Source organism: Methylobacterium platani (assembly GCF_001653715.1).
GTDB lineage: Bacteria > Pseudomonadota > Alphaproteobacteria > Rhizobiales > Beijerinckiaceae > Methylobacterium > Methylobacterium platani.
In genome coordinates, this window is sequence record NZ_LWHQ01000013.1 from 30,640 (window position 1) to 55,530 (window position 24,891).

22 protein-coding genes and 1 tRNA gene are annotated in these 24,891 nt (G+C 72.5%); 6 read left to right on the plus strand and 17 right to left on the minus strand.

The genetic code is table 11. The annotated features are described in order from the left end of the window. The first annotated feature begins 116 nt into the window (after positions 1-116). The 4 genes from A5481_RS06770 to deoC all read left to right on the plus strand — a co-directional run bounded on the left by A5481_RS06770 (position 117) and on the right by deoC (position 3,735). Positions 117-192, plus strand: a tRNA-Glu gene (locus tag A5481_RS06770). 296 nt (positions 193-488) lie between these two features. Then, positions 489-2,591, plus strand: a complete 2,103-nt coding sequence (locus A5481_RS06775) for an Ig-like domain-containing domain (RefSeq protein WP_280818848.1) — start codon at positions 489-491, stop codon at positions 2,589-2,591. A gap of 113 nt (positions 2,592-2,704) precedes the next feature. Continuing rightward, positions 2,705-2,968 (plus strand): hypothetical protein, encoded by a 264-nt coding sequence (locus A5481_RS06780; RefSeq protein WP_048434332.1) that lies wholly within the window; start codon positions 2,705-2,707, stop codon positions 2,966-2,968. A gap of 86 nt (positions 2,969-3,054) precedes the next feature. Beyond that, positions 3,055-3,735, plus strand: coding sequence for a deoxyribose-phosphate aldolase (gene deoC, locus A5481_RS06785; RefSeq protein WP_048434333.1), 681 nt, complete (start codon positions 3,055-3,057; stop codon positions 3,733-3,735). Positions 3,736-3,830: 95 nt separating this feature from the next. Here deoC and A5481_RS06790 read toward each other — a convergent pair whose 3' ends face one another. The 5 genes from A5481_RS06790 to A5481_RS06810 form a co-directional block, all read right to left on the minus strand. Continuing rightward, positions 3,831-4,199: a DUF6883 domain-containing protein gene (locus A5481_RS06790; protein ID WP_053082386.1), complete on the minus strand. Its 369-nt coding sequence runs from the start codon at positions 4,197-4,199 to the stop codon at positions 3,831-3,833. Further along, a complete protein-coding gene (locus tag A5481_RS06795) occupies positions 4,196-4,507 on the minus strand; it encodes a DUF4926 domain-containing protein (protein ID WP_245238858.1) in 312 nt (103 codons plus the stop codon). The genes A5481_RS06790 and A5481_RS06795 overlap by 4 nt, the downstream gene beginning before the upstream one ends. A gap of 88 nt (positions 4,508-4,595) precedes the next feature. Continuing rightward, the gene (locus A5481_RS06800) at positions 4,596-5,450 is read right to left on the minus strand and encodes an SDR family NAD(P)-dependent oxidoreductase (protein ID WP_048434334.1); all 855 of its coding nucleotides are present in this window, start codon (positions 5,448-5,450) and stop codon (positions 4,596-4,598) included. After that, the gene (locus A5481_RS06805) at positions 5,447-6,205 is read right to left on the minus strand and encodes an enoyl-CoA hydratase-related protein (protein WP_064503840.1); all 759 of its coding nucleotides are present in this window, start codon (positions 6,203-6,205) and stop codon (positions 5,447-5,449) included. Before A5481_RS06805 ends, A5481_RS06800 begins: the two co-directional genes overlap by 4 nt. Positions 6,206-6,449: 244 nt before the next feature. Beyond that, positions 6,450-8,222 (minus strand): acyl-CoA dehydrogenase family protein, encoded by a 1,773-nt coding sequence (locus A5481_RS06810; RefSeq protein WP_064503841.1) that lies wholly within the window; start codon positions 8,220-8,222, stop codon positions 6,450-6,452. A 117-nt stretch (positions 8,223-8,339) separates the two neighbouring features. Between A5481_RS06810 and A5481_RS06815 the strand changes: the two genes are divergently transcribed. After that, on the plus strand, positions 8,340-9,353 hold the full coding sequence (locus tag A5481_RS06815) for an L-threonylcarbamoyladenylate synthase (RefSeq protein ID WP_048431968.1): 1,014 nt from the start codon (positions 8,340-8,342) through the stop codon (positions 9,351-9,353). A gap of 208 nt (positions 9,354-9,561) precedes the next feature. Here the strand turns inward: A5481_RS06815 and wrbA are convergent, their stop codons facing one another. Beyond that, on the minus strand, positions 9,562-10,161 hold the full coding sequence (gene wrbA, locus A5481_RS06820) for an NAD(P)H:quinone oxidoreductase (RefSeq protein WP_048431969.1): 600 nt from the start codon (positions 10,159-10,161) through the stop codon (positions 9,562-9,564). A 113-nt stretch (positions 10,162-10,274) separates the two neighbouring features. On the opposite strand from wrbA, the gene A5481_RS06825 reads away from it, so the two are divergent. Continuing rightward, positions 10,275-11,216: a LysR family transcriptional regulator gene (locus A5481_RS06825; RefSeq protein ID WP_048431970.1), complete on the plus strand. Its 942-nt coding sequence runs from the start codon at positions 10,275-10,277 to the stop codon at positions 11,214-11,216. On the opposite strand, the gene greA is transcribed toward A5481_RS06825, so the two are convergent. The 11 genes from greA to mce all read right to left on the minus strand — a co-directional run bounded on the left by greA (position 11,186) and on the right by mce (position 24,655). Next, entirely contained in the window at positions 11,186-11,647 is a 462-nt protein-coding gene (greA, locus tag A5481_RS06830) for a transcription elongation factor GreA (RefSeq protein WP_048431971.1), read from the minus strand. The two genes, A5481_RS06825 and greA, sit on opposite strands and share 31 nt — an antisense overlap. 91 nt (positions 11,648-11,738) lie before the next feature. Continuing rightward, the gene (gene acuI / locus A5481_RS06835) at positions 11,739-12,728 is read right to left on the minus strand and encodes an acrylyl-CoA reductase (NADPH) (RefSeq protein WP_048431972.1); all 990 of its coding nucleotides are present in this window, start codon (positions 12,726-12,728) and stop codon (positions 11,739-11,741) included. A 127-nt stretch (positions 12,729-12,855) separates the two neighbouring features. Continuing rightward, the gene (locus A5481_RS06840; RefSeq protein WP_048431973.1) at positions 12,856-13,458 is read right to left on the minus strand and encodes a hypothetical protein; all 603 of its coding nucleotides are present in this window, start codon (positions 13,456-13,458) and stop codon (positions 12,856-12,858) included. A 395-nt stretch (positions 13,459-13,853) separates the two neighbouring features. Next, positions 13,854-15,050, minus strand: a complete 1,197-nt coding sequence (locus tag A5481_RS06845; RefSeq protein WP_082172917.1) for a cell wall hydrolase — start codon at positions 15,048-15,050, stop codon at positions 13,854-13,856. Positions 15,051-15,203: 153 nt separating this feature from the next. After that, positions 15,204-16,961, minus strand: coding sequence for an adenylate/guanylate cyclase domain-containing protein (locus tag A5481_RS06850; protein ID WP_064503842.1), 1,758 nt, complete (start codon positions 16,959-16,961; stop codon positions 15,204-15,206). 128 nt (positions 16,962-17,089) lie between these two features. Beyond that, complete coding sequence (ppdK, locus tag A5481_RS06855; protein ID WP_048431975.1) at positions 17,090-19,768, minus strand: pyruvate, phosphate dikinase; 2,679 nt, start codon at positions 19,766-19,768, stop codon at positions 17,090-17,092. Positions 19,769-19,972: 204 nt separating this feature from the next. Continuing rightward, positions 19,973-20,674, minus strand: a complete 702-nt coding sequence (locus tag A5481_RS06860) for an ABC transporter ATP-binding protein (RefSeq protein WP_048431976.1) — start codon at positions 20,672-20,674, stop codon at positions 19,973-19,975. Between the two features lie 111 nt (positions 20,675-20,785). Beyond that, positions 20,786-22,096 (minus strand): lipoprotein-releasing ABC transporter permease subunit, encoded by a 1,311-nt coding sequence (locus tag A5481_RS06865; protein WP_048431977.1) that lies wholly within the window; start codon positions 22,094-22,096, stop codon positions 20,786-20,788. A 4-nt stretch (positions 22,097-22,100) separates the two neighbouring features. Further along, positions 22,101-23,435: a proline--tRNA ligase gene (proS, locus tag A5481_RS06870; protein ID WP_048431978.1), complete on the minus strand. Its 1,335-nt coding sequence runs from the start codon at positions 23,433-23,435 to the stop codon at positions 22,101-22,103. A 480-nt stretch (positions 23,436-23,915) separates the two neighbouring features. Beyond that, positions 23,916-24,254 (minus strand): DUF1467 family protein, encoded by a 339-nt coding sequence (locus A5481_RS06875; protein WP_245238604.1) that lies wholly within the window; start codon positions 24,252-24,254, stop codon positions 23,916-23,918. Then, positions 24,251-24,655: a methylmalonyl-CoA epimerase gene (gene mce / locus A5481_RS06880; protein ID WP_048431979.1), complete on the minus strand. Its 405-nt coding sequence runs from the start codon at positions 24,653-24,655 to the stop codon at positions 24,251-24,253. The genes A5481_RS06875 and mce overlap by 4 nt, the downstream gene beginning before the upstream one ends. Positions 24,656-24,891: the final 236 nt, after the last annotated feature.

A 24,891-nucleotide genomic window follows, 5' to 3' on the forward strand; every position in this document is an offset into this window, starting at 1 on the left:
TGGTCGGGCCGAGGTCGCGCTGTCGTGTACCGTGTTGCCGTACGACCGGACGGTGCTCGAAAGAGGCTTGCGCCGCGGGCCGAGCGTCGCTATACAGCCGCCATCCCGCCGGGCCAGCTCCCATCGTCTAGCGGTCTAGGACGTCGCCCTCTCACGGCGAAAACAGGGGTTCGAGTCCCCTTGGGAGCGCCACCGGCCGGATCACCCCGACATCGCTGATCTCGAGATCATCCGGTTTTTGGCTGGGTCCCGCGATGCTGCGCCCGCCGCCTCGGGTGCCCTCCACCGAAAGCGGTAGGCCCCGACCGCGTCCCTCCACCAAGGGATGCGCTGGTCGGCGCCGTCGATCCTGTCCCCGGCTACATCCTGCTGTTAAGCATCGGTCATAACAGGACAGATGTGAGTCGAGATACGTCATGCAGCGGACCGTCCTTCGCCTGCTGGTGTCGGTGGGTGTGTGCTTGGTGGTTGCTGTCTCAGCCCGCTTCATGCTTGATCAGTTATTGCCGCGCGTCGTGGCGTCGATGCCGATCGACGGCGCGACCGAAGTCTATCCCGGCCTGCCGATCGCGATCGAATTCTCGCGCGCGATGGACCCCGACACGGTCTCGCCGGCCTCGCTGTCCCTGCGCGAGGAGGGCGGCGGTGCCGTGCCGGCAGCGGTCGCGTACGATGCGGGGGCGCGCCGGGCGCGGCTGACGCCGCTCGCGCCGCTGCGGCCCGGCGCGAGCTACCGGGTCGCGGTCGGAACCGGGACCCGGCCGGCGAGCCTCCTCGGGCTTCGGCTCGCGGAGCCGGCGGAGCCGCGCTTCACCGTGGCGGCGACGCCGGTGCCGGCGGACGTGCCGGCGGACATGCTTGGGGCGCCGATCCTGGTCGCGGTCGGGCCGGGCAACCCGTTCGGGCCCTACTACGCCGAGATCCTGGGGGCGGAGGGGCTGAACCTGTTCGCGACGGTGGCCCCCGAGGCGCTCACGCCGGAGCGCCTCGCCGGGGCGGCCCTCGTCCTGATGACCGAGACGCCGGACGAGGCGCTGGCCGGGCGGCTCGCCGCCTGGGTGGGGTCCGGCGGCAACCTGATCGCGATCCGGCCGCAGGGCGGCTGGCTGCCGCTGTTCGGGCTGGCCCCGGCCGGCGGGCCGGTGGACGGCCGCTACCTGCAGACGGAGGCCGCGGCGCCGGCCGCCCGCGGCATCGTCCGCGAGGCGATGCAGATCCACGGGCCGGCGAGCCTCTACGCCCTGGAGGACGCGACCGCCGTCGCGCGCCTCTCGACCGGTGCCGAGGCCCTGCCCTTTCCGGCCGTGTCGCTGCGCCGGGCCGGCCAGGGCCAGGCGGCGGCCTTCGCCTTCGACCTCGCCACCTCGGTCGTGCGCCTGCGCCAGGGCAACCCGGCCTTCGCCGGGCAGGAGCGGGACGGCCGGCCGCCCCGGCGAGCCAACGACCTGTTCTTCCCCGACTTCCTCGACCTGTCGCGGGTGGCGATCCCGCAGGCCGACGAGCAGCAGCGGCTGCTCGCCAACCTGATCGTCACGATGGCGGCCGGGCGCCTGCCGCTGCCGCGGATCTGGTACCTGCCGGACGAGCGCCGCGCCGCGCTCGTCATGGCGGGCGACGACCACGCCACCCGCGACGGGACGCTGAGCGCCTACAGGCGCCTCGTCGCCGAGAGCCCGCTCGAGTGCCGGCCCGGGACCTGGGACTGCGCGCGGGCGACCTCCTACGTCACCCCGGAGACCCGCCTGGCGCCGGAGCAGGCGCAGGCCTACGCGGCGCTGGGCTTCGAGACGGCGATCCACGTCGATACCGGCTGCCGCGACGTCGACGCGGCGGCGCTCGGGCTGGCGCTCGGCCGGCAGGCCGGCGGCATCGGGCGCAAGCTCGGCCTGCCGATGCAGACGACGCACCGCCTGCACTGCGTCACCTGGAACGGCTGGGCCGACACCGCCAAGATCGAGCGCTCGGCCGGGATCCGGCTCGATCTCGGCTATTATTACTGGCCCGGGTCCTGGATCCGGCGGCGGCCGGGCTTCATGACCGGATCGGGCTTCCCCCAGCGCTTCGCCGACCTCGACGGCCGCGTCCTCGACATCTACCAGGCCGCCAGCCACCTGGTGAACGAGAACGGCATCGACCAGCGGCGCGGCATCGAGGTCATGCTCGACCGGGCACTCGGCCCCGAGCAGTTCTTCGGCGCCTTCGGCACCCATTACGACTACAGCGACCGCTACTTCGACCACCTGGTGAGCGCGGCGCGCGAGCGCGGCGTCGCCCTGATCTCGGCGGCGCAGCTGCTGCGGTGGATCGATCGGCGCGAGGCGACCCGGTTCGAGGCCCTGGCCTGGAGCGGGTACGACCTGACCTTCCGCGTCCGTCTCCCCGACGGGCCGGAGCAGGCGACCGGGATGCTGCCGGTCTCGGCCCTGTCCCACCGCCTCGCCGCCATCACCCGCGGCGGCCACCGGGTGCCGTTCCGGGTCGAGACGATCAAGGGGCTCGACTACGCGATGTTCGAGCTCGAGGCCGGAACCTACACCGTGCTCTACGACGAGAAGACCTCGGCGATGCCGGCTCCGGCCCGGCTGCGGTGAGGGGGCCTGCGTCACCGGGGACGCGGGGCTTTCGACGATCCCGGGCGTTGGGCGGGACACGGGCCCGTCACCCCGCGGGTCCTTCCCCTCCCCGTTCCACGAGGCCCGACCCGATGCCCGCCGAGACCCGCGACCTCTCCGACCGCGCCCTGTCGATTTTCGCCTTCGCGGCCTATCACCACCTGATCAGCGGCCAGCCGATCAGCTCGGTGGTGCGCCGGGACGGCAGCGGCCACCAGGCCGACCCGCAGGGTGCGGCCGAGGTCGAGGAACGCGGCCTCGCGACCCTGAGCGACGACGAGATCACCTTCACCGAGCCGGGCGTCGCCTTCGTCGAGAAGACCGTGGCGGCGATCCGCGGCGCCGGCGGGCGCTGACCGCGCGACGCGCTTGACGATCCGGCCGCCGGGGGCCAGTCCCGTCCGGCGGCGGGTCTCCCCGGCGCCGCGCAGGAGACCCGCCTTTGGATGCGTCCGCCCCCGCCGGCCTCGCCGGCCTGATCGACCACACGCTCCTGCGGGCCGACGCGACCGGCGCCGAGGTGCGGCGCCTGTGCGAGGAGGCGCTGGCGCACCGCCTCAAGGCGGTCTGCGTCAATCCGGTCCATGTCGGCCCGGTGGCGGAGATCCTGGCGGGCAGCGGCGTCGCCCCGTGCTCCGTCGTCGGCTTCCCCCTCGGGGCGTCGATGCCGGCCGACAAGGCCGCCGAGGCTGCGGGCGCGGTGGCCCGCGGCGCGGCCGAGATCGACATGGTGATCGCGCTCGGTGCCCTGAAGGACGGGCGTCACGATGCCGTGCGGGCCGACATCGCGGCGGTGCGGGCGGCCTGCCGGGGCCGCGTGCTGAAGGTCATCGTCGAGACCTGCCTGCTCGACGAGGCGCAGAAGCGCCTCGCCTGCCTCCTGGCCGCAGAGGCCGGGGCCGATTTCGTCAAGACCTCGACCGGCTTCTCGACCGGCGGCGCCACCGTGGCGGACGTCGCCCTGATGCGCGCGACCGTGGGCGACGCCCTCGGGGTCAAGGCGTCGGGCGGCGTGCGCAGCCTGGAGGTCGCTCGCGCCCTGGTCGAGGCCGGGGCGACGCGGCTCGGCACCAGCTCGGGCGTGGCCCTGGTGACGGCCGGGGTGGCGGGTGGGTCGTACTAAATTTTCCGACCAAGTGGCGGCCGTTTGGGCGAAGAAAATGCGGCAGCAGCAAAGACCTCGCGCAGCGCCCAATTGCAACGTGATCGGGCGCTACTCTAGCCTGCTCCCTCGACCGGGCGCGACACGGGACGGATGGTCACGAACTTTGCCGATCTGTCATCCCGGTCGTAATCGACCTGCCAGACGCTCCGGATGTACGGATCGCGGCCGTCCGGGCTACGGAGAGGCCCTTCGAAATAGTGCTTGATCCCGTGTGGTGCCGCGAAGGCCGCGGCCCATGATGCCGGCGAGGGATGTCGGCCGAGGGCGTCCATCAGTTCGAGAGGCCGATCGGGCGAGAAGCCGAACCGCATGAGAAGGGCGGCCTTCGCTGCCCCGTCGTCGCTCTCGGCATTCAGAAGGTAGCCCGCGACCTTCGCTTCCGAGATCGTGAAGGCGGACGGGTAGGGGTGGGTGGCGGTCAAGCCGTTGCCTGTCCGACGACCCTCAGAAGGGCAGCGTTCACGGTCGCGAGCGCGTCCACCGGCCCGGTGAACTCGACCTCGAAGGCGGCCCCCCCGGCCCAGATCGCGACCACGGTCCCGACGGAACCCGCCGGTACCGTCACCTGATCGTCTCCGACGACGTCCGACAGCAGCGCGACACGGTCGAGCTCCTCGATGCGAGACGCCTCGTCTCGGTCTCGGTCCCGGACGGCGGGACGGGGGGGCGTGTCCGTGACGAACGTGAGGAGACGGCTGGCCATACCGGAAGGGTACGTCGCGCAATCCATTCCGCAAGCCCCTCCATCGTTCGAGGACAGGTCCGGAGGGCGCTGCTCCAACCGCCTTCCGCGAGGCCGAGCCGGGCGGATCCCCATCCTAGACGCTCCCAGTCCGGTAGCGCTCCGGCCGCGTCCCGTCCTCGTCGGTGAAGCCGTAGGCGCGTGCGAGATCGGCGGCGTGCAGCACCTGCCCCGACCGCGTGCCGACCTCCGGGTCGCCCGCGAGCGCCGCCAGCGCCCGTCCCGCGTAGAGCGGGCTCTCGCCCGCCTCCCCGGCCATCCCGGCCTCGATCACCCGCTCGGTCCGCACCGGGCCCGGCGCCAGCGCGAGCGCCGTGACGCCGTAGGGGCCGAGCTCCGCCGCCATGCCGAGGGCGAGGCGGTTGGTGGCGGCCTTGGCGAGATCGTAGAACAGGTCGCCGAGATAGTCGTCGGTCCCGAACGAGACCAGCGCCATGAGGCCGCCCTTGGCCGAGACCATCGCGGGCGCGACCGCCCGGGCGAGGAGAAGGCCGGCGAGCGGCCCGGTCTCGAGGTTCTGCCGCAACGGCGCGAGGCCGCGGCGCCAGAAGGCGGTGCCCCAGGCGGCGCCGTCGGGGTAGCGCACCCCGTCATAGCCCTCGTTGCCGCCCCAGACGCTCGACACCGCGACGTCGATGCGGCCGAAGCGGCGCAGTACCCAGCGCACCATTCCGTCGACCTCGACCTCGCGGGCGTGATCGCAGAGGTAGTGGTGGCCGCGCCCGCCGGCGAGGTCGACCTCCCGGGCGGTGTCCTCCAGGGCTTCCGGGCGCTGGTCGGTGCGCGCCCCGGTCTCGCTGGAGCGGGCGGTGACCACCACGGTGGCGCCGGCCTCGCCCAGCGCCCGGGCGATGCCGCGGCCGACCCCCCGCGAGGCGCCGGCGACGAGGCACACCTTCCCCGAGAGATCGGGGATGCCGGCCGGCCTCACCGGGTGCCGCGGGACAGGAAGCGCTGGAACGCGGCTTGCGCTTCGGGCGAGCGGAGCGCCGCGTCGAAGGCCTCGGCCTCCGCATCCATGGCGGCCTGCACGGCGGCGTGGTCGCCGCGGATCAGCCGGCGGGCGGCGGCGAGCGCCTGGCGGGGCTTGGCGGCGAGCTTGGCGCCCTGCGCCAGCGCGTGCTCGAGGAGGCCGTCGGCCGGCACGACCGCGTTGGCGAGGCCGAGCCGCACCGCCTCGTCGGCGCCGAAGGCCTCGCCGAGCAGCAGCAGCTCCGTCGCCTTGGGCAGCCCGACCCGGCGCGGCAGCAGGTAGCTCGACGCCGCCTCCGGCACGAGGCCGAGATCGACGAAGGGCATCCGGAAGGTCGCGGCGGGTGCGACGTAGACGAGGTCGCAATGGAGCGTCAGCGTGGTGCCGACGCCGACCGCCAGGCCGTCCACCGCCGCCACCATCGGGGTGCAGGTCGCGGCGAGCCGGCGGATGAAGCGCAAGGACGGCGCCTCGCCGAAGGAGGCGTCCGCCCGGGCGACGAAGTCGGCGATGTCGTTGCCGGCGGTGAACACGCCGTCAGCGCCGGCGAAGACCACGGCGCCGACGCCCGAGCCCTCCCGGTCGGCGCCCTCCAGCGCCTCCCGCATGGCGTCGTACATCGCCCCCGTGAGGGCGTTCTTCTTCTCGGGCCGGACGAGCTGGACGAGGCGGACGCCGCCGGGTTCGTCGGTGATGCGGACGTGGTCGGTCATGGGAAGATCCGGGAATGGGCTTGAACGGCTGGGAGAAAGTCCCGGCTCCGGCCGGGAAGGCTCCGCTCACCCATCCTGCGACCTCGTCCTGAGGTGCCGGAGTGAAGCGGAGGCCTCGAAGGAGGGCTTCCGGAAGGCGCTGCGATCTCCTGAGCCCTCCCTCGAGGTCGGTCCCTCCCCGATGGACCGACACCTCAGGATGGGGGCGTGGGCGGGATGGGGCGGGTTGCCCGTGGCGCGTCCATCACCCCGCCAGCGCCAGCGCCCCGTCCTGCAGGAAGCCGCCGCCGCCGGTCACCGTCTCCTCCAGCCCGCGGGACGCGGTGGCGAGGTTCTCGGCGAAGAACCGGGCCAGCGCGATGCGGGCCGGGTGCGCCGGGTCGGTCGCGCCGTCCTTCATCGCGGCGTTGGCGGCGAGCGCGCTCTGCGCCAGGCAGGTGCCGCCCTGGGCGAGGCCGAACAGGCGCAAGTACGGGGTCGCGCCCGCCAGGGCCTCCTCGGGACGGTTCGAGCCGAGCGCCTTGAGAAGGTAGCCGGTCGCCCGGTCGAGCGCCTCGATCGTCTCGCGCAGGCGCGGGGCGGTGTGGCCGAAGGCGGGACCGCCCTCCTTCAGCACCCGCTCGGCGGCAAGGCGCATCGCGCCGATCTGCCCGCGCACCACCGCGCCGTCCGCCAAGGGCAGCTTGCGGGTGACGAGGTCGATCGCCTGGATGCCGTTGGTGCCCTCGTAGATCGCCGCGATGCGGGCGTCGCGCAGGTGCTGGGCGGCGCCGGTCTCCTCGACGAAGCCCATGCCGCCATGGACCTGGATGCCGAGCGAGGCGACCTCGATGCCGATATCGGTCGAGAAGGCCTTGGCCACCGGGGTCAGCAGCGAGGCCCGGGCCTGCGCCGCCTTACGGGCCGCCTCGTCCGGCGCCCGGTGAGCGCGGTCGATCGCCTCGGCCGTCAGGTAGCAGATGCCGCGCGAGGCGCCGGTCAGCGCCTTCATGGTGAGGAGCATGCGCTGGACGTCGGGATGCTCGATGATCGCGCTTGCGCCCTCGGCGGCCGCGGTGGCGCGGCCCTGGCGGCGGTCGCGGGCGTAGGACAGGGCCTGCTGATAGGCCCGCTCGGCGATCGCCACGCCCTGGAGGCCGACGCCGAGGCGGGCGTTGTTCATCATCGTGAACATGCAGGCGAGGCCCCGGTTGGCCTCGCCGACGAGCCAGCCCGTCGCGCCGTCATACACCATGGTGCAGGTCGGCGAGCCGTGGATGCCGAGCTTGTGCTCGATGCCGGCGCAGACGAGCGCGTTGCGCGCGCCGTCCGGCAGCACCTTCGGTACCAGGAACAGCGAGATGCCGCGGGTGCCGGCCGGCGCGTCGGGGAGCCGCGCGAGGACCAGGTGCACGATGTTGTCGGTGAGGTCGTGCTCGCCCCAGGTGATGTAGATCTTCTCGCCCGAGATCCGGTAGGAGCCGTCGCCGGCCGGCTCGGCCCGGGTGCGCATCACCGAGAGGTCCGAGCCGGCCTGCGGCTCGGTGAGGTTCATGGTGGCGGTCCACTCGCCCGAGACCAGCTTCTCGAGGTAGCGGGTGCGCAGCGCCTCGCTGCCGTGGCGGCTCAGCGCCTCGACGCCGCCGGCGGTGAGCAGCGGCCCGAGGCCGAAGGCCATCGCGGCGGAGTTCCACATCTCGATGCAGGCGGCGTTGAGCAGGATCGGCAGGCCCTGGCCGCCATACTCGACCGGGCCCGGGAGCGCGTTCCAGCCGCCCTCGGTCCAGGCGCGGTAGGCCTCGCGGTAGCCCGGCGGCATCGTCACCACCCCGTCCTTGAGCGGGGTGCCGTGGCGGTCTCCGATCGTGTTGAGCGGCGCCACCACGTCGTTGGCGAAGCGGCCGGCCTCGTCCAGGATGGTGTCGACGAGGTCGTCCGAGAGGTCGCCGTGCAGCCCCTCCGCGATGGCGCGGTCGAGCCCGGCGACGTGCCGGAGGGTGAAGGCCATCTCGGCCACGGGCGCGCGATAGGTCGTCATCGAGGGCTCCTCCCGGGAGAGCGGGGCGGCTTCACGGGAGAGCCCGCTATGCGGGCTCGCCTGCGAGCCACCCTTTGGATTTGACGTGCGGCCGCTGCCGACGCTACGGCCGGCGGCATGGTGACGGATAGTTTAGACGTGAACGATGATCGCGGGTCAATGCCGACCCGGCAGCTCGCCGCCGATGCCGCGGGCGTCGCGGAGGCCGGCGCGCTGCTGCGGGCGGGCGGGCTCGTCGCGATCCCGACCGAGACCGTCTACGGCCTCGGCGCCGATGCCGGGAACCCGGCGGCGGTGGCGGGCATCTACGCCGCCAAGGAGCGGCCGCGCTTCAACCCGCTGATCGCCCACCTGCCCGATCTCGACGCGGCGCGGCGGGAAGGCGTGTTCGGTCCCGACGCCCTGCGCCTCGCGCAGACCTTCTGGCCCGGCCCCCTCACCCTGGTGGTGCCGGCGGCGGCGGGAGGCCGGGTCTGCGACCTCGCCCGGGCCGGGCTGCCGAGCGTCGCGCTGCGGGTGCCGGGGAGCGCGCTCGCCCGCGCGGTGCTGGCGGCGGCGGGGTGCCCGGTGGCGGCGCCCTCGGCCAACCGCTCGGGCCGGGTCAGCCCGACGCAAGCCGACCACGTGCTCGGCGATCTCGCCGGGCGGATCGCGGCCGTGCTCGACGGCGGGCCCTGCCCGGTCGGCGTCGAATCGACCATCGTCGCCTGCCTCGACGGCCCGCCGGTGTTGCTGCGGCCGGGCGGCGTCGCGCGCGAGGCCGTCGAGGCGGTGCTGGGACGGGCGCTGGCGCTGCCGGCGGCACCGGCCGGGGCGGCGCCGGTCTCGCCCGGGCTCCTCGCCTCGCACTACGCGCCCCGCGCCGCGGTGCGGCTCGATGCCGCCGCGATCCGGCCCGGCGAGGCGGTGCTGCTGTTCGGCCCGACCGTGCCGGAGGGGCTCGGCGGGGCGGCCGCCTCCCTCAATCTCAGCCCGGCCGGCGACCTCGCCGAGGCGGCGGCCCACCTCTTCGCCGGGCTGCGCCGGCTCGATGCCAGCGGCGCCGCGACGATCGCGGTGGTGCCGATCCCGGATCACGGCCTCGGCGAGGCGATCCGCGACCGTCTCGCGCGGGCGGCGGCGCCGAGATGATCCAGCCGCGACGACCCATAGGGCCTCGTGCGCGCCGCCTCGGGCGGGAACGGCCGGCCCGTCGCAGCCGTGGCGAAACTTTTTCGCGAAACCCGCGGAACCGATCCCGCGGGAGCGCGTTTGTGAGATCTAGAAGGTCACCTAAGCCCCCATCGACCTTCCGCCTCAGAAGCCCGGATCACCGTCCGGGCTTTTTCTTTGGGCGGCCTCAGCCGGCCAGCTTCGCCGCGATGCCGGCGACATGGCGGCCCTGGAAGCGGGCGCCCTCGAGCTCGACCGCGCTCGGCTGGCGGCTGCCGTCGCCGCCCGCGATGGTCGAGGCGCCGTAGGGCGAGTTGCCCATCACCTCGGTCGTGCCGAGCTGGCCCTGGAAGCTGTAGGGCAGGCCCACCACCACCATGCCCTGATGCAGCAGCACGGTGTGGAAGCTCAGGATCGTCGATTCCTGGCCGCCATGCTGCGAGGCGGTCGAGGTGAAGACCGAGCCGACCTTGCCGACGAGCGCGCCCTTCGCCCACAGACCGCCGGTCTGGTCGATGAAGTTCTTCATCTGCGAGGCCATGTTGCCGTAGCGGGTCGGCGTGCCGAAGATGATCGCATCGTAGGTCGGCAGCTCGTCGACCGTCGCCACCGGCGCCGCCTGGTCGAGCTTGTAATGCGCGTTGCGCGCGACCTCCTCCGGCACCAGCTCGGGCACCCGCTTGACCACCGCCTCGGCGCCCGCCGCGCGCACGCCTTCGGCGACCGCGTAGGCCATCGTCTCGATGTGGCCGTAGGTGGAGTAGTAGAGGACCAGAACCTTCGCCATCGCGTGATCTCCGTCGGTGTTCGGGGCGGACCATCGTCGATCGCGGACCTGCGGGAAATGGCCTATGCTGCAAGCCCGCGCTTGCACGCCCGCAAGGTCAGGAGTTCGACGCCATGACCGCCGCCCTCGCCTGGGACGATTTCCGGCTGGTGAAGGCCATCTCCGACCAGCGCGGCCTGACGCTCGCCGCCGAGCGGCTCGGCATCAATCATTCCACCGCCTTCCGGCGCCTCGGCCAGATCGAGGCGGCGCTGCGCACCCCGCTCTTCGAGCGCCACCGCACCGGCTACGTGCCGACGCCGGCGGCCGAGGAGATGGCGCGGATCGCCGCCCGGATGGAGGAGGACGTGCTCGCCTTCACCCGCCGGATCGAGAGCCAGGGCCTGAGCCCGGCCGGCGAGCTGCGCGTGACCACCGCGGCCTCGCTGCTCACCGGACTGCTGACGCCGATCCTCGCCGAGTTCTGCGCCCGCTGCCCGGAGGTGCGCCTCGACGTCGTAGTGTCGGAACAGGCGCTCAACCTCGCCAAGGGCGACGCCGACGTGGCGTTGCGCGCGACCAACGACCCGCCCGACACCCTGGTCGGGCGGCGCCTCGCCACCATCGCCTGGGCGCTCTACGGCCGGGCCGACCGCGACGACGATGCGCGGCAGCGCTGGGTCTCGCCGGCCCCGCGGCTCGGGGCGGCCGCGGCGGCGCGCTACGTGCAGGAACGGACCGAGCCGGAGCGCGTGGTCCTGCGCCTCGACACGGTGCAGGGCCTGGCCGACGCGGTCGAGGCGGGAATCGGCATCGGCCCCCTGCCCTGCGTCATCGGCGACCGGAGGCCGGGCCTGATGCGGCTCTCCGGTTCGGAGCCCGAGCTCGATGCGGGACTGTGGCTCCTCACCCATCCCGACCTGCGCCGGGCCGCCCGGGTGCGGGCCTTCCTCGACTTCGTCGGTGCGGCCATCGCCCGCGAGCGCGACCTGATCGAGGGGCGGGCCCCGTCGCGGCGACGAGACTCCCCGCCTCACCCTCCGCCTCAGCGGACGGAGACGATCTCGACCTCGTGATCCGCCACCGTCACGGCATCGCCGGCCTGCTTGCCGGTGAGGGCGCGGGCAAGGGGTGCGACGTACGCGATGGTGCCCTTGGCCGGATCGGCCTCGTCCTCGCCGACGATGCGGAAGGTCTGCTCGGCGCCGTCCTCGCGCGCGATGGTGACGGTCGAGCCGAAATGCACCGTGTCGCCGGGGGGCTGCTCGACGACCTGCGCCGAGTTGCGCCGGGCGGTCCAGTAGCGCAGGTCGCGGTTCACCCGCGCCATGTTCGCCTTGTCGTCGTGCGACAGGCCGGCATGCTCGGTGTGCAGCCGGTCGAGCTCCGCGTCGATCAGGGCGAGGCCCTCCGGCGTGACGAAGTTCGGGTGCGGGGAGACGGGACGGTCGGGGAGATCCTCGAAGGCTTCCCCGCCCTCCTTCTCGCGAACGAAAGCGATGCTCATGAAACGGGCAATGCGCGGGACGCCGTCATGGTTCCGCTTGCCGCGGTCCGTTCGTCGCTGTTTCCCGCGGCGCCCTCGCGCCGGTGATCGATCAGGCGATCGTCACGACGGTCCGCCCGCGGGTGCGCCCGGCCAGGATCTCCGGGCCGCGCTCGATCACCTCGGCGAGGGGCACGGTGGTGGTCATCGCCGAGAGCGCGGCGGGATCGAGGTCGCGGGCGAGCCGGGCCCAGGCCTCGCGCCGCAAGGGGAGCGGCGCCATCACGCTCTCGATGCCGTAGAGCGCGACCCCGCGCAGGATGAACGGTGCCACCGAGGTCGGCAGGTCCATGCCGCCGGCCAGCCCGCACGCCGCGACGGCGCCGCCGTAGCGGGTCATCGCCAGCGCGTTGGCGAGCGTCGTCGAGCCGACCGCGTCGATCGCGGCGGCCCAGCGCTCCTTCGCCAGGGGCTTGCCGGGCGCGCTCAGCTCCGCCCGGTCGATGATCTCGGCGGCGCCGAGGCCGCGCAGGTACTCCGCTTCCTCCCCGGCCCGCCCGGTCGAGGCGACGACGTGCCAGCCGGCCTTCGCCAGCAGCGAGACCGCCACCGAGCCGACGCCGCCGGCGGCGCCCGTCACCAGGGCCGGGCCCGATTCGGGGGTGAGGCCGTGGCGCTCCAGCGCCAGCAGGGCCAGCATCGCGGTGTAGCCGGCGGTGCCGATCGCCATCGCCTGCTCGGGGGTGAGGGCGGCCGGCAGCGCGACCAGCCAGTCGCCCTTCACCCGGGACTTCTCCGCGTAGGCGCCGAGATGGGTCTCGCCGGTGCCCCAGCCGTTCAGCACCACGGCGTCGCCGGGCTTCCAGTCCGGGTGGGAGGAGGTCTCGACCACGCCGGCGAAATCGATGCCGGGGATCATCGGCCAGCGCCGCACCACCGGGGCCTTGCCGGTCAGCGCCAGACCGTCCTTGTAGTTGAGGGTCGAGTGGGTGACCCGGACGGTGACGTCGCCGTCCATCAGCTCGGACTCGTCGACATCCCGCAGCGCGACGCGCTGGCCGCCCTCCGCCTTCTCGATCACGACCGCCTTGAAGGTGCCCACGCATCCGACTCCCTGCTTGCGCGCGGATCGAGCCGCCCGCCTCGCGCAGGGTTGTGGGGCGGTGCCGCCGCCTCGGCAAGGTGGGACGGGCGGAGCGGCCCGGGCCGGACCCGGGCCGCGCGTCGGCTCAGTAGCCGTCGTAGACGCTGCCGCCGCCGAAGACGAGGCCGGTCCCGGCGCCGACCGCCGCACCGGCGAGCCCGATGCCGGCCCCCGCGAGGCCGAGGCCCGCCCCGACGATGCCGCCCGGGGCCGGGCCGGCGCCGTAGCCGCCGCCGTACCCGCCATTGGCCGGCACCCAGCCCGAGCGGCCGGGCTCCACCAGGACGCGGCGCTGGTAGGAGGCGTAGGCCGGCGGGATCACCTGCGGCACCACCTGGGCCGGGCGCACCAGCACCCGGCGGGTCTGGGTGGCGTAGCGGGCCGGAATCGTGACCCAGCAGCCGACGGTCTGGCCGTAGGCGTCGACCGAGGTCTGCCACACCCGGCGGGGCGGCGAGACCAGCACCTGCTCGGAGACGGTGTCGTAGACCGGCGGCACGACGTGGGTGACCGTGCGCGGCGGGCGCACCATCACCTGCTCTGACACCGTGCCGTAGACCGGCGGGGTCGAGACCTGGCGGTAGCAGTCGGTGGTGCAGCCGTAGCCGCCGGCGAGGGCCGGCGCGGCGGAGAGCAGGCCCGCCGCGAGGGCGGTCGCGGCGATGAGACGGGTGACCGGGGCGGTCATGATCTGGCTTCCTCGGGGGTAGCGGGAATGGCTCCGCGCGACGCTCGCCAGCGCCACGCTTGCCCGAGAGAGAAGCCGCTGCGGCCCCCGGCAGGCAAGCCGAAAGCCCGAAGAGGGTAAAATTGCCCTCGGGATTTACTACGTATTTCGGTGAATTGCGGAGGGAATCGCGCAAGCCTGCGAGTCGAACGGGACGCGGGACTCGGGAACCTGCGAATTGTCGCGAGGCGATCAACTCGGCATCAACCGTGCGGGACGAGCGTCGCCGGGGAGGACTTCCGGGTTCCCGCCCAGGCGAGACCGGGACCGACGGGACGAGGCGTCGATGGCGCTGCCGGTTCGCCCGGCCCGACCGGACAGCCCGTCGCGTCGCGCCGCCGCCGGACATCGCCCGCTCAGGTCTGCCCCGGCCGCAGCTGGTAGAAGATGTGGCGGCCGATCACGTCCATCTTGCGCAGGCGGCGCGACCAGCGCGGCTTGACGTAGTCGGCGTGGTAGTGGGTCGCCCCGCCGACATCGGCGAGGTAGGTGCGGCCCTCGACCACCGCGTGGGCGACGCGGGTCGCGGTCTGCCACGAGGCGTCGTCGGTGATGCGCAGCGACTTGCCCTCGCAGGCGAAGGAGAACTGGCAGCCCATGTAGCGGTGGCGGTTCTGGTAGACGACGCCGCAGATGTTCGACGGATAGAGGCCGCTCTTGGCGCGGTTGAGCACCACCTGGGCGACCGCGGCCTGGCCCTGCTCGGGCTCGCCGCGGGCCTCGAAGTAGACCGCTTCCGCGAGGCAGCGCTGCTCCTTCTCGGCATTCTCCGGGGTGATGAGGTCGGCGTAGCGGCGCCGGGCATCCTCGCTCGGCAGCGCCTCCGGGGCGATCCGGGCCGCGGTGGTGATCGCGGCGCGGACGTCGCGGTCGAGGCGCGGCGAGATCTGGCCGCCGGCGGCGATCTCGACCGGCGTCGCATCGGCCGGGGCCGGGGTCGTCGAGGACAGGGCGACGGCGCGCGGCACCGCCGGGGTGCTGCCGCCGCGGCCGGCGACGGTCTCGCGGTCCTTGGCGGCGGTCTGCCCGCCGGCGCTCGCGCCGCGGGTCGGCGCGGTGGCGCCGGCCGCCGGCGAGCTCGCGCCCGCCTCGCCCTCGGCCTCGGCGAAGGGCACGAAGCCCTCCTGCGGCTCGAGGTCCGGGTTCCAGGTCGCGGTGCCGGGGGTGAAGGTCGAAGCGACGCTCGGGCCGCTGCTGCCGAGCCAGCCGGCGGTCGCGGAGACCGGGCGGGCGGCGCCCGCGACCCGGGCCGGCACCAGGGCGTCGCCCTTGTGGGTGCGCTGGGCCAGCGGCCGGGTGCGGGCATCGGTCTTCAGGTCCGGGCGCAGCGGCTCGGCATCGAGGGACAGGCGCAGGGGGCCGCCGAGGCCGACCTGCACCAGGTTAACCTGGGTGATGAGGCCCCGCTCCGGCAGCGGCGGCATCCCGCGGGGAACGAGGCGCGCGACGGCGTTCGAGCCCAGCGAGGTCTCGTAGCCGGCCGAGGCCGTGAACGAGACCAGGACGCCGAGACCCACGGCCCAGGGCGCGACGGCGGCGGCGAGCCAGCGCATCCCCTTCGTCCGCCGTGCCTGCCGTCTGCGCAGGTCCCGCCTGCGCAAATACCGCCTGCCCACTGTCCCGACCCCACTCCGCCCTGGCCCGCGCGGCGCGCGGGACGAGAAACACCGTGGCGGCGAGTGTCGCGGGGTATGGTTGATCGTTGGTTAAGCCGAGGCCGGACGGTGCAGCCGACCGGCGAGGTCGCCGGCCCGCGGGGCGTAGATCACCGGCAGCGCGGCGGCGACGCCCCGCACCGCGACGGTCTCGATCCGCAGGCCCGGAATCTCCTGCAGACCATCGACGGCGATTCCCGCCCGCAGCGCCGCCTCCTCGGAGGCGACGAGCTGGACGTCGGCGGCCTTGGCGAGGGATTCGAGGCGGCTTGCCAGGTTCACCGCCGGGCCGATCACCGACATGCCGCGGCTCGCGCCGTAGCCGAGGCGGCCGAGGACCAGGGGGCCGGCATGCAGGCCCATCGCCATCCGGAGCGCCGCCGGCAGCTCGGCGGCGAGCTGGCGGTTGAGCTCGCCCACCGCCGCGTCGACGCGGCCCGCCGCCGCGAAGGAGGCCCGGCAGGCCGGGCCGATCCCGTCCGGATGGGTGAACAGGGCGAGGAGCCCGTCGCCGGCATAGCCGCCGATCCAGCCCCCCGCCGCCTCGATCTCGCGCCCCGCCGCCTCGAAGAAGCGGTTGAGGATGAACACCACGTCGAAGGGCAGCTTGCGCTCGGAGAGCGGCGTGAAGCCGCGGATGTCGATGAACAGGATCGCCACCTCGCGCTCGATGCCGGCGACATCCGTGTTCGCGAGGTGCTTGTCCGCCGATTCGGAGCGGCGCGGATCGAGGATGCGGATCACCGCCACGTCGCCGGAGGGCTTCGCCTGGCAGGCGAGGCGTACGTTGGCGGGCGCCCCGATCGCCCGCAACGCCGCCGCCTCCTGGGCGTCGGGCACCGACAGGCTCTCCTCCCCGCTCACCACCAGCACCCTGCAGGTCGAGCAGCGTCCGCGCCCGCCGCAGACCGAGACGTGCGGCACCCGGTTCGCCCGGCTGATCTCGAGGAGGGTCGGTCCCTCCTGGCTGCGCACCGTCGGACCGCCGACATAGGTCACGCCGAAGCGCCGGGCCCGCAGGGTCGCGGCCGCCCGGATCAGCACGAGGCCGAACGCGAGCGCGACCGCCGCGTAGATCGCACCCGTCACGGTGTCGCCCCAGGCCGCGACCGCCGAATCGAGCGGCGGCACCTGCCAGCGGGCGCCGAGATCCGGCGCGTCGAAGCGGCGCGCCAGCACCAGGTCGCGCTCCATCAGCCGCCCCTGGGTGACGATGCCGGCGATCGCCGCCGCCGGCAGGCCGAAGGCCGGCACCGCGAGCAGCGGCGCGATCCGCCGGTAGAGCGGCGACAGGCGCAGCCAGGCATGCAGGCCGAGGCAGCCATGGAGCCAGACGACCAGCAGCAGCGCGGTCTGGAAGCCCATGCCGTCGGGCCAGATGCGGACGATCACGTAGGCGTAATTGGTCCGCGTGCCGTCGACGAGGCTGGTGATCCGGGTGCCGAGGATGTGCGGCACCAGCAGGAACGGGATCGCGAAGCCGAGCAGCGTCTGCGCCGCCTCCCAGGGCGGCATCCTGAGCGTCCGCCGCTCGGCGAGCCACACGAGCGAGAAGGCGACGTGGGCCAGGAGCGCGAGGCCGAGGACCAGGCTGCCGGGAATCGAGCGCGTGACGGCGGTGCGCCAGCGTGCCACGTCCATCATCGTGTCGAGCCCGACGAGGCCGAGCGCGTGATTGGCGAAGTGGGTCGCCGCGAAGGCGAACAGAACGAGGCCGGAGACCAGCCGCAAGCGCTGCGCGAGCGAGCCGCGCCACAGGCGGGCGCCGGCTTCCGCATCGGGCCGGCCGGCGGGAGGCGGCTCGCGCATGGGGTCCTCTCTCGGGGCGGTCGGCGTCTGTAACGTCGTCCGCTTGTGCCTGCGCGAAATGGTCAGGCGCCTCCCCCTCCCCACAAGGGGGAGGGGAAAGTGCTCCTATAACAGAGCGATGTGTTGGCTCACGCCTCGCCGCGGCCCTTGACCTTCAGCGCCGCCTGCGCCGCCGCGAGCCGGGCGATCGGCACGCGGAAGGGCGAGCACGAGACGTAGTCGAGGCCGGTCTCCTGGCAGAAGGCGATCGAGGCCGGATCGCCGCCGTGCTCGCCGCAGATGCCGAGCTTGAGCTTGTCCCGCACCGCCCGGCCGCGCTCGGCGGCGAGCCGCACGAGTTCGCCCACGCCTTCCTGGTCGATCGACACGAACGGGTCGGAGGCGAGAATCCCGCGCTGCGTGTACGGGCCGAGGAACCGGCCGGCATCGTCTCGGCTGATGCCCAGAGTGGTCTGGGTCAGGTCGTTGGTGCCGAAGGAGAAGAACTCCGCCGTCTGGGCGATGTCGCCGGCGCGCAGCGCCGCGCGCGGCAGCTCGATCATCGTGCCGACCTGGTACTCGACCTTGGTGCCGGTCTCCGAGGCCACGGCCTGCGCCATGGCGTCGATGCGGGCCTTCACCAGGTCGAACTCGGTGCGGGTGAAGACCAGCGGCACCATCACCTCGGCGATGATCGGCGTGCCGGTCTGCTTGGCGGCCTCGACGGCCGCTTCGAAGATCGCCCGGGCCTGCATCTCGGCGATCTCCGGATAGAGGATCGCGAGCCGGCAGCCGCGGAAGCCGAGCATCGGGTTGAACTCGTGCAGCTCGTTCATCCGGCGCCGCACCTTGTCCTCCTGGACGCCGGTGGCGGCGGCGACCTCGCCGATCTCCTTGTCGGAATGCGGCAGGAATTCGTGCAGCGGCGGATCGAGGAGCCGGATCGTCACCGGCAGGCCCGACATGATGGTGAACAACTCGACGAAGTCCTGGCGCTGGTACGGCAGGAGCTTGGCGAGCGCGGCGCGCCGCCCTTCCGCGTCGTCCGCCAGGATCATCTCGCGCATCGCGACGATGCGCTCCTCCTGGAAGAACATGTGCTCGGTGCGGCACAAGCCGATGCCTTCGGCGCCGTACTTGCGGGCGGTGCGGGCGTCGAGCGGGGTCTCGGCGTTGGTGCGGACCTTCATGGTGCGGACCTCATCGGCCCATTCCATCAGCGCCGCGAAGTCGCCCGACAGCTCGGGCTCGACCATCTCGACCGACCCCTGCATGACCTGGCCGTTCGAGCCGTCGATGGTGATGCGGTCGCCGGCCTTCAGCGTCACGCCGCCGACCGACAGGGTGCGGGCGGCGTAATCGACCCGGATCTGGCCGGCGCCCGACACGCACGGCTTGCCCATGCCACGGGCGACCACCGCCGCGTGCGAGGTCATGCCGCCGCGGGTGGTCAGGATGCCTTCCGCGGCATGCATGCCGTGGATGTCCTCCGGCGAGGTCTCGATGCGGACCAGGATGACCTTGCGCTCGGCTTTCTTCGCCGCCTCGGCCTCCTCGGAGTTGAACACGATCTCGCCGGACGCCGCGCCCGGCGAGGCCGGCAGGCCGGTAGCGATGACCTTGCGCTCGGCCTTCGGGTCGATGGTCGGGTGCAGCAGCTGGTCGAGGGAGGCCGGCTCGACGCGGCCGACCGCCTCCTGGTGGGTGATCAGGCCTTCCGCCGCGAGCTCGACCGCGATGCGGAGCGCGGCCTTCGCCGTCCGCTTGCCGTTGCGGGTCTGCAGCATCCAGAGCTTCCCGGTCTCGACCGTGAATTCCAGGTCCTGCATGTCGCGGTAATGGTGCTCGAGCATCCCGTAGATCCGGACCAGCTCGGCATAGGCCTCCGGCATCGCCCGCTCCATCGACGGCTTGTCGGAGCCGGATTCGATGCGGGCGACCTCGGTGATGTCCTGCGGCGTGCGGATGCCCGCCACCACGTCCTCGCCTTGTGCGTTGATCAGGAACTCGCCGTAGAGCGCCTTCTCGCCGGTGGAGGGGTTGCGGGTGAAGGCGACGCCGGTGGCCGAGGTCTCGCCCATGTTGCCGAAGACCATGGCCTGGACGTTGACCGCGGTGCCCCAGCTCGCCGGAATGCTGTGCAGCTCGCGGTACTTGTTGGCGCGCGGGTTCATCCACGAGCCGAACACCGCGCCGATCGCGCCCCAGAGCTGGGCCTGCGGATCCTGCGGGAACTCCTGGCCGAGCTCGCGCTTCACCAGCGCCTTGTACTCGCCGATCAGGTGCTTCCAGTCGGCCGCGCCCAGCTCGGTGTCGAGGGTGAGGCCCTTCTCGTCCTTGTAGCGCTCCAGCACCTCCTCGAAGGAGTGGTGCTCCACGCCGAGCACCACGTTCGAGTACATGGTGATGAAGCGGCGGTAGCTGTCATAGGCGAAGCGCGCGTCGCCGGCGCCGCGGGCGAGCGCCTCGACGGTGGTGTCGTTGAGGCCGAGATTGAGCACCGTGTCCATCATGCCGGGCATCGAGGCCCGGGCGCCGGAGCGCACCGACACGAGGAGCGGCGACTCGGCGTCGCCGAAGCGACGGCCGGTCAAGGACCCGACCGCCTCGAGCGCCGCGGCGACCTGGCCTTCCAGCTCGGGGGGGTATTGCCGGCCGTGGTCGTAGTAATAGGTGCAGACCTCGGTGGTGATGGTGAAGCCCGGCGGCACCGGGAGGCCGAGATTCGACATCTCGGCGAGGTTCGCGCCCTTGCCGCCGAGCAGGTCGCGCATCGCCGACTTGCCCTCGGCCTTGCCGTCGCCGAAGGTGTAGACCCACTTCGCCATGTCACTTCCGGCCATGTCACTCGTCCGTTCGTAGCGGCTGCCGCCTGACGTTCCCGCCGGGTTGGACCATTCCCCGGCCCAACGCAAGCTGAACGGTGGGGCCGTCCAAAAGTCTTAGGTGCGGGGTATCCTGGGGGGTGAAAGCGCCTCCGGACCCGGCCTTGCGGACCATATGTAGCGTCCGGCGGGCCGGCGGCGACGGGGTCAGGCGAGCTGGACGATGAGCCCGTCCTGGATCGTGACCCGCCGGTCCATCCGGGCGGCCAGCTCGAGGTTGTGGGTGGCGATCAGGGCTGCCACCCCCGACGCCCGCACCAGCGAGACCAGGATCGCGAAGACGTGGCCGGCGGTCTGCGGGTCGAGGTTGCCGGTCGGCTCGTCGGCGAGCAGCAGCCGCGGGCCGTTGGCGAGCGCCCGGGCGATCGCGACGCGCTGCTGCTCGCCGCCCGACAGCTCCGCCGGGCGGTGGCTCAGGCGCTCCTTGAGGCCGAGGAAGGTCAGGAGCTCGCCGGCGCGCGAGCGCGCCTCCTTCGCAGAGAGGCCGCGGATGAGCTGGGGCAGCACCACGTTCTCCAGCGCCGAGAACTCGGGCAGCAGGTGGTGCGACTGGTAGACGAAGCCCATCTCCTCGCGCCGCATCCGGGTGCGGGCGGCGTCGTCCATCCGGGCGCTCGGCTGGCCGCCGATATAGACCTCGCCGCCGTCGGGCCGCTCGAGCAGCCCGGCGACATGGAGCAGGGTCGACTTGCCGGTGCCGGACGGCGCGACGAGCGCGACGATCTCGCCGGGCCAGATCGCCAGATCGGCGCCGCGCAGGATCTCGAGATGGCCGGCGCCTTGGGCGTAGCGGCGCTCGACCCGGGCGAGGAAGAGCGCCGGCACCGGCTGCTGCGGGGAGGCGTCCATCGGGGTCAGGCGCCCCTCGCGAGGCGGCGCGGGGCGGGGCGTGAGGGAGAGGCGGGCAGCGTCATCCGGAGGGTACTCGGGTACGGGATCGGGCGGAACGCGCCCGAAGGGTCAGCCGTAGCGCAGGGCCTGCACCGGGTCGAGCCGGGCGGCGCGCCAGGACGGGTACAGCGTGGCGAGGAGCGACAGCACCATCGACATCGCCACGACGGCGACGACCTCGCTCGCATTGGTCTCGGACGGGATCTCCGACAGGAACCGCACCGTCGGGTCCCAGGCGCCGGGAAACAGCGTGCGCTGGATCACCGTGAGGTTGGCCGAGAACACCAGCCCGAGGACGAAGCCGGCGAGCGTGCCGAGGATACCGATCGAGGCGCCGGTGATGAGGAACACCCGCATGATCGCGCCCCGCGTCGCCCCCATGGTGCGCAGGATCGCGATGTCGCTCGACTTGTCCTTCACCAGCATGATCAGGCCGGACACGATGTTGAGCGCCGCCACCAGCACGATCAGCGTCAGGATGATGAACATCACGTTGCGCTCCACCTCGAGGGCGGAGAAGAAGGTGCGGTTGCGCTGGCGCCAGTCGGTGATCAGCACCGGGCGCTCCGCCGCCAGCTCGAGCTCTCCCCGCGCCTCCCCGACCGAATCGGCGTTGTCGAGGAAGATCTCGATCACCGAGACGTCGTTGTCGCGGTTGAAGAAGGCCTGCGCTTCCGTCAGCGGCATGTACACGAAGGTGCCGTCGAACTCGGACATGCCGACCTCGAACACCGCCGCCACGTTGTAGCTCTTGATCCGCGGCGCGGTGCCGAACGGGGTCGTGGCGCCCTTCGGGGTCGCGAGCGTGATGGTGTCGCCGGCCTGCAGGCCGAGGGATTCGGCGAGCCGCTTGCCGATGGCGACGCCGCCGCCGGTGTCGAAGTTCTCCAGCGTGCCGCCCCGGATGGTCTTGGCGACCGAGGGGATCTTCTGGAGGTCGTCGGCCCGCACGCCGCGCACCAGCACGCCCGAGCCGCCGAACTGCGACGAGGCGAAGGCCTGTCCCTCGACCATCGGCAGGGCGAGGCGGACACCCGCGACCTTGCCGAGCCGCTCCGACAGGTCGGCGAAGTCGGTGAGCGGCCGGTCGATCGGCGCCACGAAGATGTGGCCGTTGATGCCGACGATCTTGCTCAGGAGCTCCTTGCGGAAGCCGTTCATCACCGAGAGCACGATGATGAGGGTGGCCACTCCCAGCATGATCCCGAGGAACGAGAACAGGGCGATGACCGAGACGAAGCCTTCCTTGCGCCGGGTGCGCAGGTAGCGCCCGGCGATCGTCCATTCGAACGGCGCGAACGGCAGGGTGGCGCCCGCGCCGCGCGCCTTCAGGAGAGCGCCGAGATTCGGCAGGCGCTCGCGGATCGCGGCGAGGGCCATCGGGTCAGGCGGTCCGGTTCTGGCGCAGATACGCCGCCACGGCGTCCGGCGCCACGGTCTCGCGGGCGCCGGTGGCGCGGCGCTTCACCTCGACCTTGCCCTCGGCCAGCCCCTTCGGCCCGACGATGACCTGCCAGGGCAGGCCGATCAGGTCGGCGGTGGCGAACTTCCCGCCCGGGCGCTCGTCGCGGTCGTCGTAGAGGACGGTGAGGCCGGCGGCCTCGAGCTCGCCCTGGAGCTTGGCGCAGGCCGCATCGGTCGCCGCATCGCCGACCTTGAGGTTGAGGAGCGCGACGTCGAACGGCGCCACCGCGTCCGGCCACACGATGCCGGATTCGTCGTGGCCGGCCTCGACGATCGCCGCCACCAGCCGGCTCGGGCCGATGCCGTAGGAGCCCATGTGGACCGGGCGCTCCTGCCCGTCGGGACCGGTCACCTTGGCGCCCATCGGCTCCGAGTACTTGGTACCGAAGTAGAAGATGTGGCCGACCTCGATGCCGCGGGCGGCCATCTGCTCGGGCTCCGGCACCTGCGCGAAGGAAGCGGCGTCGTGCATGTCGGAGGTCGCGGCATAGCGCGAGGTCCAGTGATCGACGGTCGCCTGGAGCCCGGCGACGTCGTCGAAGTCGATCGTCGCCTCGGGGGTCGGGAAGTCGAGATAGGCGCGGTCGCAGAAGACCTCGCTCTCGCCGGTCTGGGCCAGGATGATGAATTCGTGGCTGAGGTCGCCGCCGATCGGACCGGTCTCGGCCCGCATCGGGATCGCCTTGAGGCCCAGGCGCGCGAAGGTGCGCAGGTAGGCGACGAACATCTTGTTGTAGGAGTGCCGCGCGCCCGCCTGGTCGAGGTCGAACGAGTAGGCGTCCTTCATCAGGAACTCGCGCGAGCGCATCGTGCCGAAGCGCGGCCGCACCTCGTCGCGGAACTTCCACTGGATGTGGTAGAGGTTCTTCGGCAGGTCCTTGTAGGAGCGCACCGCCGAGCGGAAGATCGCGGTGATCATCTCCTCGTTGGTCGGCCCGAACAGCATGTCGCGCTCGTGCCGGTCCTTGATGCGCAGCATCTCCTTGCCGTACGCATCGTAGCGGCCGGATTCGCGCCACAGGTCCGCGGACTGGATCGTCGGCATCAGCAGCTCGACGGCGCCCGAGCGGTCCTGCTCGGCCCGGATGATGTCGGCGACCCGGTTGAGCACCCTCAAGCCCAGCGGCAGCCAGGCGTAGATGCCGGCCGCCTCCTGGCGGATCATGCCGGCGCGCAGCATCAGCCGGTGCGAGACGATCTCGGCTTCCTTGGGCGTCTCGCGCAGGATGGGCAGGAAATAGCGGCTGAGACGCATGTCGGACCTTGGCGTGGCAGGCGGTGGCTTCGTCGGGGGCTCGCGCCCCGCCGGGAAACGGGGGATCCCCGGGATCGCCCTTTTGCACGCTTCCGGCCCCGTTCGCAAAACATGAAACGCCGGCAGTACGCGGGCCGGCCCCCCGCCCGCGCCCGACGCGGGGCCGGAGAGAAAAATGCGGCGGCCATGCAAAAAAACGCATCAATCTGCTCGAAGCCAGGTGACAATGCGAATTCTTATTCCTATAAGCGGCATCGCGATGATGCGCAGGCAGGCCGAACGGCGCCGCGCAAGGTCCGAGTCTCGGGAGGAAAAGCCAGCCTCAACGCCCCAACGGGTGAACAACATAGCAACGGCTGGTCAAAACATTCAGAAAGCTATCAAGCAAGGCTTCCGAGCCTTGCTTTTTTATTTTGGACTTCCGGTTCTTCGTCCTGCTCTGCATTGGGGCAGGTCGCGACCGCTCAGGGTCGCGTCCTGTTACAACCCGGCGAGCGGAAAAGCCGCGACGGCGATGATGAACACCACGTCGGAGACGAGCGTGGTCCACACGGCCTTGCGGCGCATCTGCGGCTTGTGCGGCGCGCCGAGGTCCTGGCCCGGCACCACCACCTCGCTCCCGTCCGGGGCGGCCCGGAACGGCAGCACCGCGAACAGCACCGTCCACCACACGACGAAGTACAGCGCCCCGGCCCCGAACCCGCTGAGGCGGAAGCCCCAGACGGCGAGCAGCATCACCGGCAGCATCAGCAGGATGCACAGGCCGAGGGTACGGGGGATCGAGGCGGTGCCGCGCTCGAGGAGGGCGTCCACGCTCACGCCTGCTCCAGCTCGACCAGGGTGCCGAGGAAGTCCTTCGGGTGCATGAACAGCACCGGCTTGCCGTGGGCGCCGGTCTTCGGCTCGCCCGAGCCGAGAATGCGCGCGCCCTGCGCCTTCATCCTGTCCCGCGCCGCCAGGATGTCGTCGACCTCGTAGCAGACGTGGTGGATGCCGCCGCCCGGGTTGCGCTCCAGGAAGGCGTTGATCGGCGAATCGGCGCCCAGCGGCTCGAGCAGCTCGATCTTGCTGTTGGGGAGCTCCACGAAGATCACCGTCACGCCGTGCTCCGGCTGCGGCAGCGGCGCCGACAGCGTCGCCCCGAGGGTGTCGCGATACACCTTGGCTGCGGCCTCGAGATCCTTCACCGCGATGGCGACGTGGTTGAGCCTGCCGATCATGGGGGTGTTCCTCCGGTGGTCCGTGGGGTGATTGTTGATTTTAGGGTGCAGCGCGGGGTGGCGCTACCGCATCGCCCTGTCCTCGCGCTCCAACGCAGACCGTGTGACGCGCGGATAACCCTCCCCTCTCTGCGGGGGAGGGTGGCCTGCGGAGCAGGCCGGGAGAGGGGACGCCGTTTCCGGATAAAACTGAACCGCTCTGACGGGCGCCACCTGGATCAGCGTCGCGCTGCCCC

Coding starts and splice junctions, on each gene's coding strand:
- A5481_RS06865 (WP_048431977.1), bottom strand. CDS start 22,096: ATGGCCCTCGCCGCGATCCGCGAGCGCCTGCCGAATCTCGGCGCTCTC.
- A5481_RS06860 (WP_048431976.1), bottom strand. CDS start 20,674: ATGGACGCCTCCCCGCAGCAGCCGGTGCCGGCGCTCTTCCTCGCCCGG.
- A5481_RS06795 (WP_245238858.1), bottom strand. CDS start 4,507: ATGGATTGCGCGACGTACCCTTCCGGTATGGCCAGCCGTCTCCTCACG.
- A5481_RS06805 (WP_064503840.1), bottom strand. CDS start 6,205: ATGACCGACCACGTCCGCATCACCGACGAACCCGGCGGCGTCCGCCTC.
- A5481_RS06845 (WP_082172917.1), bottom strand. CDS start 15,050: ATGCGCTGGCTCGCCGCCGCCGTCGCGCCCTGGGCCGTGGGTCTCGGC.
- A5481_RS06850 (WP_064503842.1), bottom strand. CDS start 16,961: ATGCGCGAGCCGCCTCCCGCCGGCCGGCCCGATGCGGAAGCCGGCGCC.
- A5481_RS06810 (WP_064503841.1), bottom strand. CDS start 8,222: ATGACGACCTATCGCGCGCCCGTGGCCGAGATGGCCTTCACCCTCCGG.
- A5481_RS06825 (WP_048431970.1), top strand. CDS start 10,275: ATGACCGCCGCCCTCGCCTGGGACGATTTCCGGCTGGTGAAGGCCATC.
- A5481_RS06815 (WP_048431968.1), top strand. CDS start 8,340: ATGGTGACGGATAGTTTAGACGTGAACGATGATCGCGGGTCAATGCCG.
- ppdK (WP_048431975.1), bottom strand. CDS start 19,768: ATGGCGAAGTGGGTCTACACCTTCGGCGACGGCAAGGCCGAGGGCAAG.
- mce (WP_048431979.1), bottom strand. CDS start 24,655: ATGATCGGCAGGCTCAACCACGTCGCCATCGCGGTGAAGGATCTCGAG.
- A5481_RS06775 (WP_280818848.1), top strand. CDS start 489: ATGCTTGATCAGTTATTGCCGCGCGTCGTGGCGTCGATGCCGATCGAC.
- A5481_RS06780 (WP_048434332.1), top strand. CDS start 2,705: ATGCCCGCCGAGACCCGCGACCTCTCCGACCGCGCCCTGTCGATTTTC.
- A5481_RS06840 (WP_048431973.1), bottom strand. CDS start 13,458: ATGACCGCCCCGGTCACCCGTCTCATCGCCGCGACCGCCCTCGCGGCG.
- wrbA (WP_048431969.1), bottom strand. CDS start 10,161: ATGGCGAAGGTTCTGGTCCTCTACTACTCCACCTACGGCCACATCGAG.
- greA (WP_048431971.1), bottom strand. CDS start 11,647: ATGAGCATCGCTTTCGTTCGCGAGAAGGAGGGCGGGGAAGCCTTCGAG.
- proS (WP_048431978.1), bottom strand. CDS start 23,435: ATGCGTCTCAGCCGCTATTTCCTGCCCATCCTGCGCGAGACGCCCAAG.